The sequence below is a fragment of the Rhodococcus sp. SJ-3 genome (assembly GCF_051918125.1).
GTDB lineage: Bacteria > Actinomycetota > Actinomycetes > Mycobacteriales > Mycobacteriaceae > Rhodococcus.
In genome coordinates, this window is record NZ_CM123306.1 from 4030644 (window position 1) to 4046832 (window position 16189).

At 65.3% G+C, this 16189-nt stretch carries 16 protein-coding genes; 8 read left to right on the top strand and 8 right to left on the bottom strand.

The annotated features are described in order from the left end of the window. Window positions 1-9: 9 nt before the first annotated feature. The gene (locus ACTDXD_RS18835; RefSeq protein WP_440123798.1) at window positions 10-1314 is read right to left on the bottom strand and encodes a D-arabinono-1,4-lactone oxidase; all 1305 of its coding nucleotides are present in this window, start codon (window positions 1312-1314) and stop codon (window positions 10-12) included. A 75-nt stretch (window positions 1315-1389) separates the two neighbouring features. Here ACTDXD_RS18835 and ACTDXD_RS18840 point away from each other — a divergent pair, with 75 nt between their 5' ends. The 3 genes from ACTDXD_RS18840 to ACTDXD_RS18850 are packed head-to-tail and all read left to right on the top strand — an operon-like array spanning window position 1390 to window position 3928. Further along, window positions 1390-2031 carry a TetR/AcrR family transcriptional regulator gene (locus ACTDXD_RS18840; RefSeq protein WP_440123799.1) on the top strand — a complete coding sequence of 214 codons (642 nt, stop codon included), beginning with the start codon at window positions 1390-1392 and terminating at the stop codon, window positions 2029-2031. Between the two features lie 17 nt (window positions 2032-2048). Then, window positions 2049-3272: an amino acid deaminase/aldolase gene (locus ACTDXD_RS18845; RefSeq protein WP_440127702.1), complete on the top strand. Its 1224-nt coding sequence runs from the start codon at window positions 2049-2051 to the stop codon at window positions 3270-3272. Between the two features lie 32 nt (window positions 3273-3304). Further along, the gene (locus tag ACTDXD_RS18850) at window positions 3305-3928 is read left to right on the top strand and encodes an alpha/beta hydrolase (RefSeq protein WP_440123800.1); all 624 of its coding nucleotides are present in this window, start codon (window positions 3305-3307) and stop codon (window positions 3926-3928) included. 94 nt (window positions 3929-4022) lie between these two features. On the opposite strand, the gene ACTDXD_RS18855 is transcribed toward ACTDXD_RS18850, so the two are convergent. Beyond that, window positions 4023-5825 carry an AMP-dependent synthetase/ligase gene (locus ACTDXD_RS18855; RefSeq protein WP_440123801.1) on the bottom strand — a complete coding sequence of 601 codons (1803 nt, stop codon included), beginning with the start codon at window positions 5823-5825 and terminating at the stop codon, window positions 4023-4025. 169 nt (window positions 5826-5994) lie between these two features. Next, window positions 5995-6630, bottom strand: a complete 636-nt coding sequence (locus tag ACTDXD_RS18860) for a phosphoribosyltransferase (RefSeq protein WP_440123802.1) — start codon at window positions 6628-6630, stop codon at window positions 5995-5997. Window positions 6631-6852: 222 nt separating this feature from the next. On the opposite strand from ACTDXD_RS18860, the gene ACTDXD_RS18865 reads away from it, so the two are divergent. Next, a complete protein-coding gene (locus ACTDXD_RS18865) occupies window positions 6853-8703 on the top strand; it encodes a DEAD/DEAH box helicase (RefSeq protein ID WP_440123803.1) in 1851 nt (616 codons plus the stop codon). A 21-nt stretch (window positions 8704-8724) separates the two neighbouring features. Here ACTDXD_RS18865 and ACTDXD_RS18870 read toward each other — a convergent pair whose 3' ends face one another. The 3 genes from ACTDXD_RS18870 to ACTDXD_RS18880 all read right to left on the bottom strand — a co-directional run bounded on the left by ACTDXD_RS18870 (window position 8725) and on the right by ACTDXD_RS18880 (window position 11920). Continuing rightward, window positions 8725-9246: a mycothiol transferase gene (locus ACTDXD_RS18870; protein ID WP_440123804.1), complete on the bottom strand. Its 522-nt coding sequence runs from the start codon at window positions 9244-9246 to the stop codon at window positions 8725-8727. Continuing rightward, window positions 9243-11144: an ABC transporter ATP-binding protein gene (locus ACTDXD_RS18875; protein ID WP_440123805.1), complete on the bottom strand. Its 1902-nt coding sequence runs from the start codon at window positions 11142-11144 to the stop codon at window positions 9243-9245. Before ACTDXD_RS18875 ends, ACTDXD_RS18870 begins: the two co-directional genes overlap by 4 nt. 197 nt (window positions 11145-11341) lie before the next feature. Then, window positions 11342-11920, bottom strand: coding sequence for an AMIN-like domain-containing (lipo)protein (locus ACTDXD_RS18880; protein ID WP_247272982.1), 579 nt, complete (start codon window positions 11918-11920; stop codon window positions 11342-11344). 124 nt (window positions 11921-12044) lie between these two features. Here ACTDXD_RS18880 and ACTDXD_RS18885 point away from each other — a divergent pair, with 124 nt between their 5' ends. Genes ACTDXD_RS18885 through ACTDXD_RS18895 form a run of 3 tightly spaced genes read left to right on the top strand, consistent with a single transcriptional unit; the run spans window position 12045 to window position 14175 of the window. Further along, window positions 12045-12776 carry an ABC transporter ATP-binding protein gene (locus ACTDXD_RS18885; RefSeq protein ID WP_440123806.1) on the top strand — a complete coding sequence of 244 codons (732 nt, stop codon included), beginning with the start codon at window positions 12045-12047 and terminating at the stop codon, window positions 12774-12776. Window positions 12777-12778: 2 nt separating this feature from the next. Beyond that, a complete protein-coding gene (locus ACTDXD_RS18890) occupies window positions 12779-13534 on the top strand; it encodes an ABC transporter permease (protein WP_440123807.1) in 756 nt (251 codons plus the stop codon). Continuing rightward, a complete protein-coding gene (locus ACTDXD_RS18895) occupies window positions 13531-14175 on the top strand; it encodes a TetR/AcrR family transcriptional regulator (RefSeq protein ID WP_440123808.1) in 645 nt (214 codons plus the stop codon). The genes ACTDXD_RS18890 and ACTDXD_RS18895 overlap by 4 nt, the downstream gene beginning before the upstream one ends. Here ACTDXD_RS18895 and ACTDXD_RS18900 read toward each other — a convergent pair. Next, window positions 14154-14879 (bottom strand): SDR family NAD(P)-dependent oxidoreductase, encoded by a 726-nt coding sequence (locus tag ACTDXD_RS18900; protein WP_440123809.1) that lies wholly within the window; start codon window positions 14877-14879, stop codon window positions 14154-14156. The genes ACTDXD_RS18895 and ACTDXD_RS18900 overlap by 22 nt on opposite strands. 101 nt (window positions 14880-14980) lie before the next feature. On the opposite strand from ACTDXD_RS18900, the gene ACTDXD_RS18905 reads away from it, so the two are divergent. After that, window positions 14981-15844 carry a helix-turn-helix domain-containing protein gene (locus ACTDXD_RS18905; RefSeq protein WP_440123810.1) on the top strand — a complete coding sequence of 288 codons (864 nt, stop codon included), beginning with the start codon at window positions 14981-14983 and terminating at the stop codon, window positions 15842-15844. On the opposite strand, the gene ACTDXD_RS18910 is transcribed toward ACTDXD_RS18905, so the two are convergent. Beyond that, entirely contained in the window at window positions 15823-16185 is a 363-nt protein-coding gene (locus ACTDXD_RS18910; protein ID WP_440123811.1) for a VOC family protein, read from the bottom strand. The two genes, ACTDXD_RS18905 and ACTDXD_RS18910, sit on opposite strands and share 22 nt — an antisense overlap. Between the last annotated feature and the right edge of the window lie 4 nt (window positions 16186-16189).

A 16189-nucleotide genomic window follows, 5' to 3' on the forward strand; every position in this document is an offset into this window, starting at 1 on the left:
GATCCGGTCCTACGCACCGAGTACGCGTCGTAGGCAGTCGTTGTCGAACATGCGCTGCGGATCGACGCGGTCGCGCACTGCGAGGACGTCGTCGAATCGGGGATATGCCTCGCTCAGTTCGGCGGCGGTGAGGCTGTGCAGCTTGCCCCAGTGAGGGCGTCCGCCGACGGATCGTGCGATGGCCTCGACTGCCGAGAAGTACTCGCGATGCTCGCCTCGATGGAACTGGTGCACCGCGACATAGGCGGTGGCGCGCCGATGGGCGGTGGACAACCAGACGTCGTCCGCGGCCGCGAATCGCACTTCGATCGGAAACCCGATACGCAGATCGGTGCGGCTCAGCCAGGTGGCGATCTCCTCCAAGACCGCGGGCAGCGCCTCGGCCGGTATCGCGTACTCCATCTCCTTGAACCGCACACGCCGCTTCGACGCGAACACCCGGTGGCTCTGATCGGTGTAGGTGCGCTCCGACAGCGCGCGCGCCGACACGGAATTGAGTCCGGGGATCAACGAGGGTGCCCGGGTGCCCAGGTGCTGGAAGGCGTTGAACACACCGTTGGAGAGGATTTCGTCGTCGACGAATCCTCGAATCCGGCCGACGGGGTCGACGGGCGTGGCTCCGGGCAGCCGCGTGTTGGTCTTGGTGAGCACGCCGTCGGTGTGAGGGAACCAGTAGAACTCGAAATGGTCGGCGCGAAGCCTGTGGTCGAGGCTGTCCAGCGTCTCGCTCAGTGAGGACGGCGTCTCGTGGGCACGCAGGCGGAACGCGGAGACGCACTCGAATGTCACGCTGGAGAGAATGCCGAAAGCCCCGATCCCGAGCCGGGATACCTCGAACAGGTCGGGGTTGTGCTCGGGCGAACACTCGACGATCGATCCATCGGCGAGGACCGTGGTCACCGCACGAACCTGCGCTGAGAGGCCGGTGAAATCCGTGCCCGTTCCATGCGTTCCGGTGGAGATCGCTCCCGCGACGGATTGGACGTCGATGTCGCCGAGGTTGGGCAACGCAAGACCGAGTGCCCACAGTTCTTCACTCAGCTCGTGCAGGCGCGTCCCCGCCCGTACGCTCACGAGCGCGCCGGTGGCAGTGGGTGAGACCGCCTCGACCCCGGTCATCCGGTCGAGTGAGATCAGAGTGCCGTCGGTGACCGCGACACCGGTGAACGAATGGCCTGCGCCGACGGCTTTGACCCGCCGGCCGTGTTCGGCGGCGCGCACGATCACTGCTGCGAGTTCGGGCGTGCTGCCCGGTGTGTCGAATCGTTGAGGGCTGGCGTGCTCGTTTCGTGCCCAGTTGTGCCAGGTCGCCATGTCCCCATGATCGACCTGGACACGCGTTCAGGTCAATAACCCGCTCGGGCGCGTGTCCCGAACTACCATCGGGACATGTCGAACCGGTTGCCTGCGGACGAGCGTCGAACCCAACTCGTCGAATCTGCACTGGAACTCGCCGAAGGGGGTGGCGTCGGCGCGGTCACCGTCAGGGCAGTTGCGGAAAATGCCGGGGTGTCGCTGGGCGTGGTGCACTACTGTTTCGACAGCAAGGAAGCCCTCGTCGTTGCGATGGCCGAGAGGCTGATTCAGCAACTTGCCGACACCATGCGCACCGCGTTCGACATCCCCAACGACGAACCGGCGCCGCAGGGCGTTCGCGGTCTGCGGGAACTGCTGTTCAAAGGGCTCAGTGCTGCGTGGCCGTCGATCGAGGCGACTGCAGGCCGTCAACTCCTCACCTACGAGATCACCACCTACTCGCTTCGTCACCGCAATGCGGGCGCGCTCGGTGGCGACATCGCCATGCAGCAGTACCGCATCATGGACGAGCAGGCGCACGCGTTCCTCGCAGCGTGTGCCGAGCAGACCGCGACGATGTGGACGGAGCCGATCGAATCCGTGGCGCGTACCGCGCTCGCACTCATCGACGGCTTCACGCTGCGCTGGCTCGTCGACCGGGAAAGCGATTCGATCGTCAGCGAACTCGACGACATGGCGGCGATCATCGCGGCCCGCGCCGTCGACAGGTCATGACACCCACCTCCACACCGATGGGACAACCATTGAGCACCGCTGTACCCGGCAGGACTGTCGTACCCGGCAACACCACTGTTCTCGACCGTCTCGATGCGGCGACGCCGGATCTGGATCCACCCTTCGCAGCACTGGACCTGACGACATTGCGACACAATGCGGACGATCTCGTCCGTCGCGCGTCGGGCACTCCTGTACGGGTCGCGAGTAAGTCGGTGCGTTGCCGGGCTGTGCTCGAGGAGGTCCTCGGTACAGGCCTCACCGCGCAGGGTGGATTCCGCGGGATCATGGCGTACTCGTTGCGGGAAGCGCTGTGGCTCGTCGAACGTGGTGCCCGCGACATCCTGCTCGGATATCCGACCGTCGACCGGGCGGCGCTCGCGGAACTCGCGGCGAACCCCGTCGCGCTCGGATCCGTGGTCCTCATGATCGATGCTCCCGCCCAGTTGGATCTGATCCGAAATTCCATGGGTACCGGAGCTGTCCGGCCGCGGGTGTGTCTCGATGTGGATGCATCGCTGCGTGTCGGCCCGGTACACCTCGGGGTGCGGCGGTCGCCGTTGCGCACCCCTGATCAGGCGGCGGAACTCGCACGGATTGCTACGGCAGGCAATTTCGACGTCGTCGGAGTCATGTTCTACGAGGCGCAGATCGCAGGACTGCCCGATTCGTCGCTGCCCGTCCGGGTGGTCAAGAGAATGTCGGCGAAGGAACTCGCCACACGGCGCGGCGCTGTGGTCGAAGCGGTCCGTGCCGTCTCCGGGGATCTCGAGATCGTCAACAGCGGCGGCACCGGCTCGCTCGAGGTGAGCTCGGCCGACCCAGTGGTCACCGAGGTCACCGCCGGGTCGGGCCTGTACGTGCCGACGCTGTTCGACACCTACGACGCCTTCACACCGAATCCTTCCTTGTTCTTCGCACTGTCCGCCGTCCGCAAGCCTGCGCCGTCGATCACCACCCTGTTCGGTGGCGGGTACATCGCGTCGGGACCACCGGGCTCGAGCCGTGTTCCCCGGCCGATCCGGCCCGCAGGCCTGAAGCTTCTACGCAACGAGGGTGCAGGCGAGGTGCAAACGCCGGTGCACGGCCGCTCCGCATCGGATGTCCCGATCGGAGGGCGGGTGTGGTTCAGACATGCGAAGGCGGGAGAGTTGTGCGAGAGATTCGCACATATCCAGGTCGTCGAGGCCGGAGTATGCACTACCGTTCCCACCTACCGCGGTGAGGGGCGGTGCTGGTGAAGGGATGACGGTGGTGAGCGAATAATGCACCCATGCCGTTCTTCGACGGGGCCGCCGGCCGCATCCACTACCGCACCTGGAATATCGACGATGCGTCGGTGGGTGTCGTCTTCGCACACGGATTCAGGCAGCACACCGCCGATTACCACCGGTTCGCGGCGGGGCTCGGTGCCCGCGGTATCGCACTGTGGGGCATCGATTTGGCCGGGCACGGATTGTCCGAGGGTGAACCCGGGGTCCCGGGATCCGTCGAAGCGCACGCAACCGATCTGTTCGAGTTGACGGTGATCGCGGAGGACGCCGGGATACCGCTGGTGCTGATGGGGCATTCGCTCGGCGCTGCCTCGGCGCTCACGCTGCTGCGCACCGAGGCCGACCGATTCCGGGCCGCGGTCCTGTGTGGGCTCCCGCGCTCGGCGACGCGGCCCGAGTTCGCCCGGGCGCTTGCCCGATCCCGTCTGCCCGTCCTCGCCGTACACGGCCTCGACGACCGGCTCGCCCCCGTCGAACCGGTGCGGGCATGGGCCATGGAGGTACCGAATCTGCAGTTCGACGAGTATCCCGATGCGGGGCACGATCTGCTTCATGAACCGGTCCGTCGTGCCGTCACCCGTGATATCGCAGAGTTCGTCCTCGACGTCACCGCGCGGCCCTGAACGCTTCCTTCGGACGAACGAGGGTGCCGTCCATCTCGGCCAGGCGAGTGGACGGCACCCTCGTTCGTGAAGTGCCCTGGATCAGGACGGCAGATCAGGCGTAGATCGCCTCGATAGCCGCGCCGTGCTTGTCGTGGATGATGTTGCGCTTGAGCTTGAGCGTCGGGGTCAGCTCGCCGGTCTCGATCGAGAAGTCGGTCTCGAGGATGCGGTACTTCTTGATCGCCTCGGCCTTCGACACCTTGGCGTTCGTGGCCGCCACGGCCGAGTCGATCTCGGCGATCAGGTCGGGGTTCTTGATCAGGTCTGCGATCGCGGTATCCGCAGGCAGGTTGTGGCGTTCGAGCCAGCCCGGGAGGGTCTCCGAGTCGATGGTGATGAGTGCACCGATGAACGGCTTCGAATCACCGACGACGAGGACCTGGCTGATCAGCGGATGCGCACGCAGGGAATCCTCGAGGATCGCGGGTGCGACGTTCTTGCCGCCTGCCGTGACGAGCAGTTCCTTCTTGCGTCCGGTGATCGAGATGAACCCCTCGGCATCGATCGTGCCGATATCGCCGGTGTGGAACCAGCCGTCGCGGATCGAATCGGCAGTGGCCGCGTCGTTCTGCCAGTAGCCGTCGAAGACCACGGGTCCCTTGAGGAGCAGTTCGCCGTCCTCGGCGATCTTCGCGGAATGCCCGTTGAGGGGCCGCCCCACCGTGCCGACCTTCTGATGTTCCGGGGTGTTCATGACGATGCCGCCCGTGGTCTCGGTCAGACCGTAGCCTTCGAACACCGTGACGCCGATACCGCGGAAGAAGTGACCGAGACGCGCACCGAGAGCGGCGCCGCCCGACACTGCGCGGGTCGCGTTGCCACCGAGTGCATCGCGCAACTTGCCGTAGACGAGCTTGTCGAACACCGCGTGCTTGGCCTTGAGCACGAGGCCGGGGCCACCCGATTCGAGTGCCGTGCTGTACTCGATCGCGGTCTCGGCAGCCTTGTCGAAGATCTTTCCCTTGCCGCCGTCGTACGCCTTCTGCTTCGCGGAGTTGTAGACCTTCTCGAACACGCGCGGAACGGAGAGGATGAAGTTCGGCTTGAAGGCGGCGAACTGGTCGAGCAGTGTCGTCAGATCCGATGTGTGGCCCACCGTGACCTTGTGGTCGAACGACGCGAAGGAGATCAACCTGGCGAATACGTGGGCGAGGGGCAGGAACAGCAGCGTGCGCTGTCCGGGCTCCATCGAATCGGGCAGCCCGAGGTGGGCGGCGGTCGACTCGGCGAAGAAGTGACGATGCTTGAGCTGCACGCCCTTGGGCTTGCCGGTCGTGCCCGAGGTGTAGATGAGGGTGGCAGCGGATTCCGCGTTCACCTGCTTGCGGCGTTCGTCGACCTGCTCGTCGGTGAGTGCAGCGCCGCGCGCGGTGAGTTCCTCGATTGCGCCCTTCGAACCCGAGGCCGGATCGATCTGCAGGAGCTCGCGCACGGTCGGCGCAGCCTCGGCGACCTCGCGAACGACATCGGCCTGCTCGGTGTTCTCGACGACGAGCAGGGATGTTCCCGAGTCTTCGAGGATCCACTTCGACTGGTCGGCTGCGGAGGTCTCGTAGATCGCGACAGTGGCACCGCCCGCGGTCCAGATCGCGTAGTCCAGCAGAACCCATTCGTAGCGGGTGCTCGAGAGGATCGCGACACGGTCGCCCAGCTCGACTCCGGACGCCATCAGGCCTTTCGCAACGGCGCGGACCTCGGCGGCGAACTGGACTGCCGTGACCGGAACCCACTTGCCGTCGATGAGGCGCTCGAACGGCACGAAGTCGGGTGACTCCTTCTCGTGCCGGAACACCGAATCTGCCATCGACACGTCGTCCGGAATCGCGAACGACTGCGGAACGGCAATCTCACCCATCTGTGACCCCTCCATCTTTTTGAACTTGCGGTGTGCATTGCATCACAAAATGTCCGCTTCCGCACCACCCGTGCTGCCGGTTTTGAGAAGTTTCAGGGTTCATTGTGCGTGATCTGCGACACGAAAGCTACCCGCAGGTAGCTTGACGCTCACCTCAGGTTCGGGTCGTTCACGTGTTGTCGCGCAGGACTCCGGCGGCTTCGTCGTCGCTCAACTGATGGAAGTCGGAATAGGCCGCACCCACGGAGTCGTGGTCCTTCGGGACCCATGGGCAGATCACCTCGTCCGCGTCCCGGCCTACCCGGCGCACGGCTTCCGGTGAGGCAATCGGAACGGCGAGCACCACCCGCACGGCACCGGCGGCGCGTGCGGCAATGCATGCGACCGCCGCGGTTGCTCCGGTTGCCATGCCGTCGTCGACGATGACGGCGGTGCGTCCGTCCAGCGCGACACGCTCGCGACCGGAACGCAGCAGTGCACCACGACGTTCCAATTCGATCTGCTCGCGCTCCTGCACGGCTTCGATGGACTCGGTACCGATCCGGGTGAGCCGAACAATCTCATCGTTGAGGACCCGGATGCCACCCTCGGCGATTGCCCCCATGGCAAGTTCGGGTTGCCAGGGCACCCCGAGCTTGCGGACGACGAGGACGTCGAGGGGAGCGCCGAGAGTGCGGGCGACTTCACGGGCCACGGGCAGACCGCCGCGGGGGAGCGCGAGAACGACGGTGTCCGCTCCACGCAGATGCTCGACCGAGCGGGCGAGCCGCCGGCCTGCTTCCACGCGTGAGGAGTACCGCCGCACCACCCCAGTATGAACCCGGCCCGGTGTCGACTCTCCCGTTCGGTCCGGTGCCGACTCTCCCGGTGGGAACGGTGAGCATGCTCCGCCGCTCTACCAGCGGGTAGAGTCCGGGATCGAGGGTCCTCATGAGTGCCGACACACGCCTGCTCGGGGCGTGTTTCGGCACACTCTTGCGTGGGTGTGGCACGGAAACGGCGTGCCATCCGATAAACTGCTGGTCAAATGAGTGAAATCGAAAACGCCCCCGACCAGGAGACCGCATCCCTCACGTTTGCCGATCTCGACATCGACGACCGTGTGCTGAAGGCCCTTTCGGACGTGGGTTATGAGTCCCCGTCGCCGATTCAGGCGGCAACCATCCCACCACTGCTGGAGGGTCGGGACGTCGTCGGTCTCGCTCAGACCGGCACCGGTAAGACCGCCGCGTTCGCAGTGCCCATCCTCTCCCGGATCGACACGTCGAAGAAGCGGCCCCAGGCGCTCGTGCTCGCGCCGACCCGTGAACTCGCGCTGCAGGTCGCAGAGGCTTTCGGGAAGTATTCGTCCCATATCCCGGGGTTGCACGTGCTGCCCATCTACGGCGGCCAGGCCTACGGTGTCCAGCTCTCCGGGCTGCGTCGCGGTGCGCAGGTCATCGTCGGCACCCCCGGTCGTGTGATCGATCACCTCAGTAAGGGCACCCTCGACATCTCGGAGCTCGAGTTCCTCGTTCTCGACGAGGCCGACGAGATGCTCACGATGGGCTTCCAGGAGGACGTCGAGCGGATTCTCGCCGACACCCCCGAGACGAAGCAGGTCGCGTTGTTCTCGGCGACGATGCCAGGTGCGATCCGCCGGCTGTCGAAGCAATACCTGAACGATCCGCAGGAGATCACGGTCAAGTCGAAGACCACGACCTCCTCGAACACCACCCAGCGCTGGGTGCTCGTGTCGCACCAGCGCAAGCTCGATGCGTTGACCCGGATCCTCGAGGTCGAGTCGTTCGAGGCCATGATCATCTTCGTCCGGACGAAGCAGGCCACCGAAGATCTCGCCGAGCGACTCCGCGCCCGGGGCTTCTCCGCCGCGGCCATCAACGGCGACATCGTGCAGGCGCAGCGTGAGCGGACCATCGGTCAGCTCAAGAGCGGTGCGCTCGACATCCTGGTCGCGACCGACGTCGCGGCCCGTGGTCTCGACGTCGAACGCATCAGTCACGTCGTCAACTACGACATTCCTCACGACACCGAGTCGTACGTTCACCGAATCGGACGCACCGGTCGTGCAGGACGCAGCGGCGACGCGTTGCTGTTCGTGGCGCCGCGTGAACGGCACCTGCTCAAGTCGATCGAGCGGGCCACCCGCCAGCCGGTCACCGAGATTCAGCTGCCCAGCGTCGACGACGTCAATGCACAGCGTGTGGCCAAGTTCAACGACTCGATCACCGAGGCGTTGACGTCCGAGCACCTCCAGCTGTTCCGCACGTTCATCGAGGATTACGAGCGCGAACACGATGTTCCGCTGGCCGACATCGCGGCTGCGCTGGCTGTGTTGTCCCGCGACGGCGATTCGTTCCTCATGGAAGAACAACCGGAGCCCATCGCCCCGGCTCGTCGTGAGCGTGAGCCGCGTGAGCGTCCGCCCCGTCGTTTCGACGACGGCCCCAAGGTCGGTCGCGACGGTCAGGAGATGGCGACCTACCGCATCGCAGTGGGTAAGCGGCACCGGGTGCAGCCGGGCGCGATCGTCGGTGCGATCGCCAACGAAGGCGGCCTGCGCCGCGGCGACTTCGGGCATATCAGCATCCGTGCCGATCACAGCCTCGTCGAGCTCCCCAAGGACCTCCCGCAGCAGGCCCTCGAGGCGCTGCGCGCCACCCGGATCTCCGGTGTGCTGATCCAGCTTCAGCGCGACACCGGAGCGCCGGGCGGGCGACCCGCGGCGTATCGCGGTGGTGATCGTCGCGGCGGAGACCGACGTGGAAGCGACCGCGGAGACCGCGGGGGCGATCGTCGCGGTGGCCGTAAGGACTACGGCAGCGGCGACTTCACCCACCGCAGCGATCGCGGTGGCCGGGGAGGCTACCGCGACTGAAAGTCGCTCACAGAGAATCGATCACGGCGCCTCCGCCATCGTATCGGCGGTGGCGCCGTCGATCGATTCCCGGATGATGTCGGCATGACCTGCATGCCGGGCCCACTCTTCGATCTGATGTAGCACCAGGAACCGCACGGTGAACGGCACGCCCTGATCGAGCCAGACCGCAGCCCCCGCGGGAATCGTGACGATGCGGTCGAGGTCGGATTCCGCGCGCAGCTTTTCGGCGAAACGGTCGGCGGTGGCGTCGAGGCGTGCCACCTGGTCGGCGACGGATTCGTCGTCGTCGACCTTCCATCCGGCCATCCACGCTTCGACCGGATCGGTGGTGCGGCTCTGCTCACCGGAGATCCGGTCGATGGTGGCCTCGAGTCCATCGATCAGATGATTCAGCAACGATGCCAGGCTCATCTTCGATGCACTCGGGATGTCGCGTGCCTGTTCTGCGGTCAGCCCGGACAACGATCCACGAAGTCCGGTGAACTGGTTTCCGAGGATTGTCAGCAGCAGTTCGGCTTCTCGTTCGGTTTGTATCGTCATGGGTGAAGTATCGGCGCATTCGCGGACACCTTCGGTCCGGAATCTGCGAACTGGGTTCGATACAGTTCGGCGTAGCGTCCCCCGGCAGCGAGCAACTCCTGGTGCCTGCCGCGTTCGACGATGCGGCCCGCCTCGACCACGAGAATCTCATCGGCCGCCCGGATCGTCGACAAGCGGTGAGCGATCACGACCGAGGTGCGACCCGCGAGTGCCTCCGTGAGTGCTTCCTGCACAGCGGCTTCGGACGTCGAATCCAGATGCGCGGTCGCTTCGTCGAGTATCACCACACGTGGCCTTGCCAGAAGCAGACGCGCAATGGTCAATCGTTGACGTTCACCACCGGAGAGGCGGTAGCCGCGTTCCCCGACGACCGTGTCGAGACCACTCGGCAGACTTCGGATCAGTTCGTCGAGCCGCGCGCGGCGTAAAGCGTCCCACACCTGCTCTTCGGTGGCGTCGGGCCGGGCCAGAAGCAGATTCCCGCGTACCGTGTCGTGGAACAGGTGGCCGTCCTGCGTGACGAGGCCCACCGTGTCCCGGATAGAATCCGCCGTCAACGTGCGCACGTCCGTGTCGCTGAGCAGCACAGCTCCCGCATCAACGTCGTACAACCGCGGAATCAATTGCGCGATCGTGGATTTCCCCGCCCCGGAGGATCCGACGAGCGCGACCATCTCGCCTGGCTCGACGCGGAACGACACGTCGTGCAACACCGTCTCACCGCCGCGCGAGTCGAGCACCGCAACCTCTTCGAGCGACGCGAGTGAGACCTTGTCGGCCGAGGGATATGCGAACGCCACGTCGCGCAACTCCACTGAGACGGGGCCGTCCGGAACGGGCTTCGCGCCGGGGATCTCGCGGATCAGTGGGGTCAGGTCCAGGATTTCGAAGACGCGCTCGAAGCTCACCAGCGCGCTCATCACGTCCATTCGCGCGCTCGCCAGCGCGGTCAGCGGGGCATACAGGCGAGTGAGCAACATGGCCATTGCCACGACCGAACCCGGATCGAGCTGCCCGCGTAGCGCGTAGAAGCCGCCGAGTCCGTAGACCAGAGCCAGCGCGAGAGCGGAGACGAGCGTCAGGGCGGTCACGAACACGGTCTGGAGCATCGCGGTGCGAACCCCGATGTTGCGGACCCGTCGGGCGCGCACCGCGAACTCGGATGATTCGTGGGCGGGACGTCCGAACAGCTTGACCAGCGTGGCGCCCGGTGCCGAGAACCGCTCGGTCATCTGTGTGTTCATCACCGAGTTGTGGTTGGCCGCTTCGCGGCTCAGTTGCGCGAGCCTCGCCCCCATCGTGCGTGCGGGAATGATGAAGATCGGCAACAGCAACAGTGCCAGCAGGGTGATCTGCCACGAGATACCGAACATGACGACAAGGGTGATCACCAGTGTGACGATGTTGCCTGCGACACCGGACAGTGTGTCGCTGAACGCGCGCTGCGCGCCGATTACATCGTTGTTCAGTCGCGACACGAGTGCGCCGGTGCGGGTGCGGGTGAAGAACGCGATCGGCATGCGCTGCACATGGTCGAAAACGGTCGTACGCAGATCGAGAATGAGATCCTCACCGATGCTGGACGACAGCCACCGGTTCACGATGCCCAATCCGGCCTCGACCAGCGCGATCGCCGCGATGACGATCGCCAGCCATACGATCACCGACAATGCGGCATTGTCGACGATCGCGTCGACCACGCGTCCCGCGAGAACCGGTGTCGCGACACCCAGTGCCGCGATGAGCACACTCAGAATCAGGTACGCAGAGATGTTGCGTCGGTGTGGTCGCGCGAACGCGCCGATTCTGCGCATCGTTGCGCGCGAGAACGGGCGCCGATCGCTCTCGGCGTGCATCGCGTTGTACATCGCGTTCCACGCCGTGACTTCCATGCTCATGAGTGAATCCTCCTCGGGTCGCGCTCGACGTTAGAACCTCGAGCGCGCTCGAGGTCAAGCGTATGCGCACGTCCTGACGAGCATCCTGCACAGAATCGCGGAAGAGCAGAACAACGTCGTCCGCTGGACCGAATTCGACCGCGGTGGTCATTTCGCGACGATGGACCTGAGCTCCTCGTCGGGGACCTCCGTGAAGCTCAGTTCGCTACGTCGATCACCAGGCGTGTGGGTTCGGTGAGGGCAGTGACCGAGAACGGGGTGTCTGCGGCGGCCACCCCGATGAACGACTGCGTCACGCCCTCGAAGACACCCGATCCGTTGACCTCGACGACGGATCCTCCCGACGGTCCGAGCACCGGATTGGGACCCGAATACGGTTCGACACCGCTGTCGAACGGATACGCCGAACCGTCGATGAGAACCTGAATCACGGCGCTGCCCGCGAGGGGGATCTCGTTACCGCTGCCGTCCTGCACCGCCTGGTCGACGTAGCCGACACGCCAGCCCGGAGTGCCCTGCCCACCCATTTCGTACACGACACGGTCGAAGCCTTCATGCCGGCCGGTGCGGATATCGGTGACGGTGAGTTTCGCGCCGTCGCCTGCGGGGGAGATCTTGTCTGCCGTGTCGGTGGGGATCGTCGACGGAGCATCCGGTGCGTCGACCTCGGTCTCGATGGACACGGCAGGTTCGGGCGCGGGGTCTCCGTTGGCAGTGCACCCCGCGAGAACCAACGCGGCGGCGGTGACGGCGAGGGCGTGACGGGTGCGAAGCATGCGACTCATGATACGGCGTGACATCGCCGGATCGGGGGAGGCGCGGTCAGGCCTTGACGCGGCCGGATGTGAGTCGCACACTTCGACACACGATGATTTCAACACTCGGTGAATTGAGTGGACCATGAACGACACTTCCTCCTCCCTCGCCATCGACATCCATGACCTGCACGTCCGGCGCGGCGCCCACCGGGCACTCGAAGACGTGAATGTGAAGATCGCGCGCGGCTCGATCACCGGGTTGCTCGGACCGTCCGGTTGCGGAAAGACGACCCTGATGCGTTCGATAGTCGGCACTCAGATCGTCGAATCCGGCAGTGTCACGGTGCTCGGGCGGCCTGCGGGGTCCGCGGCCCTACGCCGACGTGTCGGGTATGTCACCCAGGCGCCGAGCGTGTATCTCGATCTGTCGGTCACCGAGAATGTCTCCTACTTCGCTGCGCTCTACGGCCGGAGAGGCTCCGCCGTGGCCGACACGATCGCCGCAGTCGGTCTCACCGACCACGCACGCAATGCTGCGAGCGCTCTCTCGGGCGGTCAGCTCGGACGCCTGTCGCTCGCGTGTTCGCTCGTCGGAGCCCCCGAGCTTCTCGTACTGGACGAGCCCACCGTCGGGCTCGATCCGGTCTTGCGTGCTGAACTGTGGGAGCACTTCCGAACCCTGGCGGCGAGTGGCACCACGCTCCTTGTCTCGAGCCACGTCATGGACGAAGCCGACCACTGCGACGAACTCGTCCTGCTCCGGGAGGGCCGGTTGATCGCGCAGCTCACCCCCGGTGAATTGCGTGATCGGACGGGGGAGTCGGGCCTCGAGAACGCCTTCCTCCACCTGATCCGAACCTCGTCGGGAGCATGATCATGAGCGCCGTCATCTACGCCGCCACCACCACCCGCATTCTTCGGCAACTCCGATCCGACCATCGCACGGTGGCCATGATCGTGTTCGTGCCGAGTCTGCTGATGATCCTGCTGTACTTCATGTACCAGAACGCACCCGTCGGGCCGGGCGGCTTCTCGCTGTTCGATCAGATCGCCGTGACCATGCTCGGGATCCTCCCATTCGTCGTGATGTTCCTGGTCACGTCCATTGCGATGCAACGAGAACGAAGTTCGGGCACACTCGAGCGGCTTTTGACCACACCACTGACGAAACTCGATCTGCTCGCCGGATACGGTAGCGCGTTCTCACTCGCCGCTGCGCTCCAGGCCGGATTGGCGTGCGCCGTGGCGTTCTGGCTGCTCGGTGTCACCAGCGCCGGATCGGTGGCGTGGGTGCTCGTGACGGCCGTACTCGTCGCAGTACTCGGTGTGTCGCTGGGGTTGTTGTGTAGTGCCTTCGCGCGCACCGAATTTCAAGCGGTGCAGTTCATGCCCGTGCTCGTGATCCCGCAGTTCCTGCTGTGCGGTCTGCTCGTCCCGCGCGATCAGCTTCCGGACTGGCTGCGCTGGATCAGCAATGTGCTCCCGCTCAGCTATGCAGTGGAAGCGCTGCAGGAGATCACCAGGAACCCGGGAACGACCGCCGTCATGGTGCGTGACCTCATCGTGGTCGCGGTCTTTGCCGCGGCAGCGCTCGCTCTCGGCGCCGCGACACTGCGCCGCCGGACGCCGTGACAACCGAGTCGCGGGGCACACGGCGTCCGGGACGGCGTCCCGGCGCATCCGGTGCCCGCGACCAGATCCTCGGTGCCGCGCGAGAACTGTTTGCCGCCAACGGATTCGACAAGACCACCGTGCGCGCTGTTGCTGCACGCGCGCGCGTGGATCCCGCACTCGTCCATCACTATTTCGGTACGAAGATCGAGCTGTTCACCGCGGCCATCGAGCTGCCCGTCGATCCCCGCGAAATCCTCGCGCCGGTGTACGAGACACCGATCGAGGAACTCGGTCACGCACTTGCCTCAGCTCTGATCGGAGTGTGGGAGTCCCCGCATCGCGACGCGGCGGTGGCGATGTTCCGCGCACAGATCGCAGGTGGCGACACCGGGCTGATCCGGACGTTCCTGCTCGAGGTCGCGCTCGAACCGCTCCTCGGCAGGATCGACATGCCCGAAGGTACCGGCCGGTTGCGAGCCGAATTGGTGGCTACCCAGATGACGGGGGTGATGTTGGTGCGCTACGTCCTCGGGTTCGAGCCGTTGGCTTCGTTGCCGTCCGAGCAACTCATCGAGATCATCGCGCCGACAGTTCAACGCTATCTCACGGGCGAGCTACCCGACGGCGCCGGATCGGATCACCAGGCCACGGCTCCGTGACGGTCGATGAACATCCCCGCCGGGGACTCGGCGGTACACACCTCGATGATCGCGTCGGTACCCTCCTCGACCGATTGTGGGCCGGAGAAGCCGTTGAACGCAGTCGCCGTGTAGCCAGGGTCGACGGCCACGACACCCACATTGGGCAGTGCTTTCGCATACATGGTGGTCACCATGTTCAGGGCGGCCTTCGACGACTGATACACGAGGCCGTGGAAGGTCGATTCGATCCGTGCGGGATCATTCGTGACGGCAAACGAACCCATCCCGCTCGACACCATCACCAACCGCGGCGACGGGGACTGTCCGAGCAGCGGCAGGAATGCATGGGTCACGCGGACCGGCCCGAGCAGGTTCACCCCGAACACCGGAAGGAAATCGGTGGGGACGGTGTCGGCGGGTGTAGTGAATCGGCCCGCGATACCGGCGTTGTTGACGAGAACATCGAGACCGGTGTCGGACTCGGACACCGTCCGGTATGCGGCGGCGACCGAGTCGTCGCTCGTGACATCGAGTTCGACGACGCGGACATCGGCGTCGGGGCTGTCGACTCTGATTTTCCCCGCAACGTCGTAGCCGGCTTCGAGAGTGCGCACGCCCATCCAGACGGTGTGTCCGGCGGTGGCAAGACGACGGCAGGTTTCGGCGCCGAGGCCTCCGTTGGCGCCGGTGACGAGGACTGTGGATGCTTGGTGAGTGGTCATGTCATCACGGTCGCCCGATGGTTCGCGTTGTACCAGGGCCGGACGATCGTGGGATCGGCTGTACTACCCATATGCCACGACAAGACGTCATGCTGGATTCCATGGCGATCAACCGCACCGAACTGGCGGCAGTGCTGCGCCATGCTCGCGAACTGATCACGCCGGGCGAGGTCGGTCTGCCGTCAGGTGTGCACCGTCGCACCCCCGGGTTGCGCCGCGAAGAGGTGGCGATGCTCGCGGGGATCAGTGTCGACTACGTCGTCCGACTCGAACAGGGGCGCGGATCGGTTCCGTCAGCGCAGGTGCTCGGAGCACTGGCCAGGGCGCTACGACTCGATCTCGACGGACGCAACCAGTTGTTCCATCTGGCAGGTGTTGCGCCTCCCGGCCCGGGCGCGATCGACATGCATGTGCGGCCCAGTGTGCTGCGCCTGATCGACCGGTTCGCAGACCTGCCTGTCGTGGTGATGAGCGCGAAGGGTGATGTCCTCGCGTGGAACGCGATGGCTTCTGCGCTGCAGGGTGATTGGTCGGCGCTGCCACCGCATCGCCGGAATATCAACAGACTGCGGTTTCTCCCTGATCCAGCGGATCCTCGGATGAGCACGGTCGGCGCTACCGAGGAGGAATTCGAGGCGACGGCGGAGCAATCGGTCGGGAGTCTTCGGTCTGCGGCTGCCCGCTACCCCGACGACACGGGCTTGACCGCGCTCGTGCATGAATTACGGAGCAGGTCGGAGCACTTCGCCGAGTTGTGGGGCAAGGGCACCGTGGGTGGGTGGCGGAATCACACGAAGACGGTGAATCATCCGGCGTTGGGCCCGATCGTTCTCGACTGCGACGCCCTGCACATCCCGGATGTCGACCAATCGGTCATCGTGTATTCGGCTGCACCCGGTACACACGCCGCGGAGTCGCTCGCGTTGCTACGGGTTCTGGGTGTTCACGAATTGTCCTCCAGGTAGACCAGGCCGTTGCCGTCGGGGTCGGCGAAGGAGAACATCGCCGGTACGCCCTCCATCCGGATCAGATCGTCATTGTGCAGGGTGGTCCCGGATGCACGGATCGCGTCGTGTGCGGTTCGAGCGTCGGAAGTACCCAAGCGGATCGCGACCGGGATCTCGCTGTCTCGCGGGAGGAGCAGCAACGAGACGGCCGAACCGGGCGGGGCGACCTCGACCAGCCGTGCTCCAGGCCAGATCTCGATGTCGGTGCGGAGTTCGCACCCCAGTACTTCGGTGTAGAACTTCAGCGCGGCGTCCTGGTCGGCCACCGGAACCGACACGCTCAGCACTTTCGTGGTCATCGTC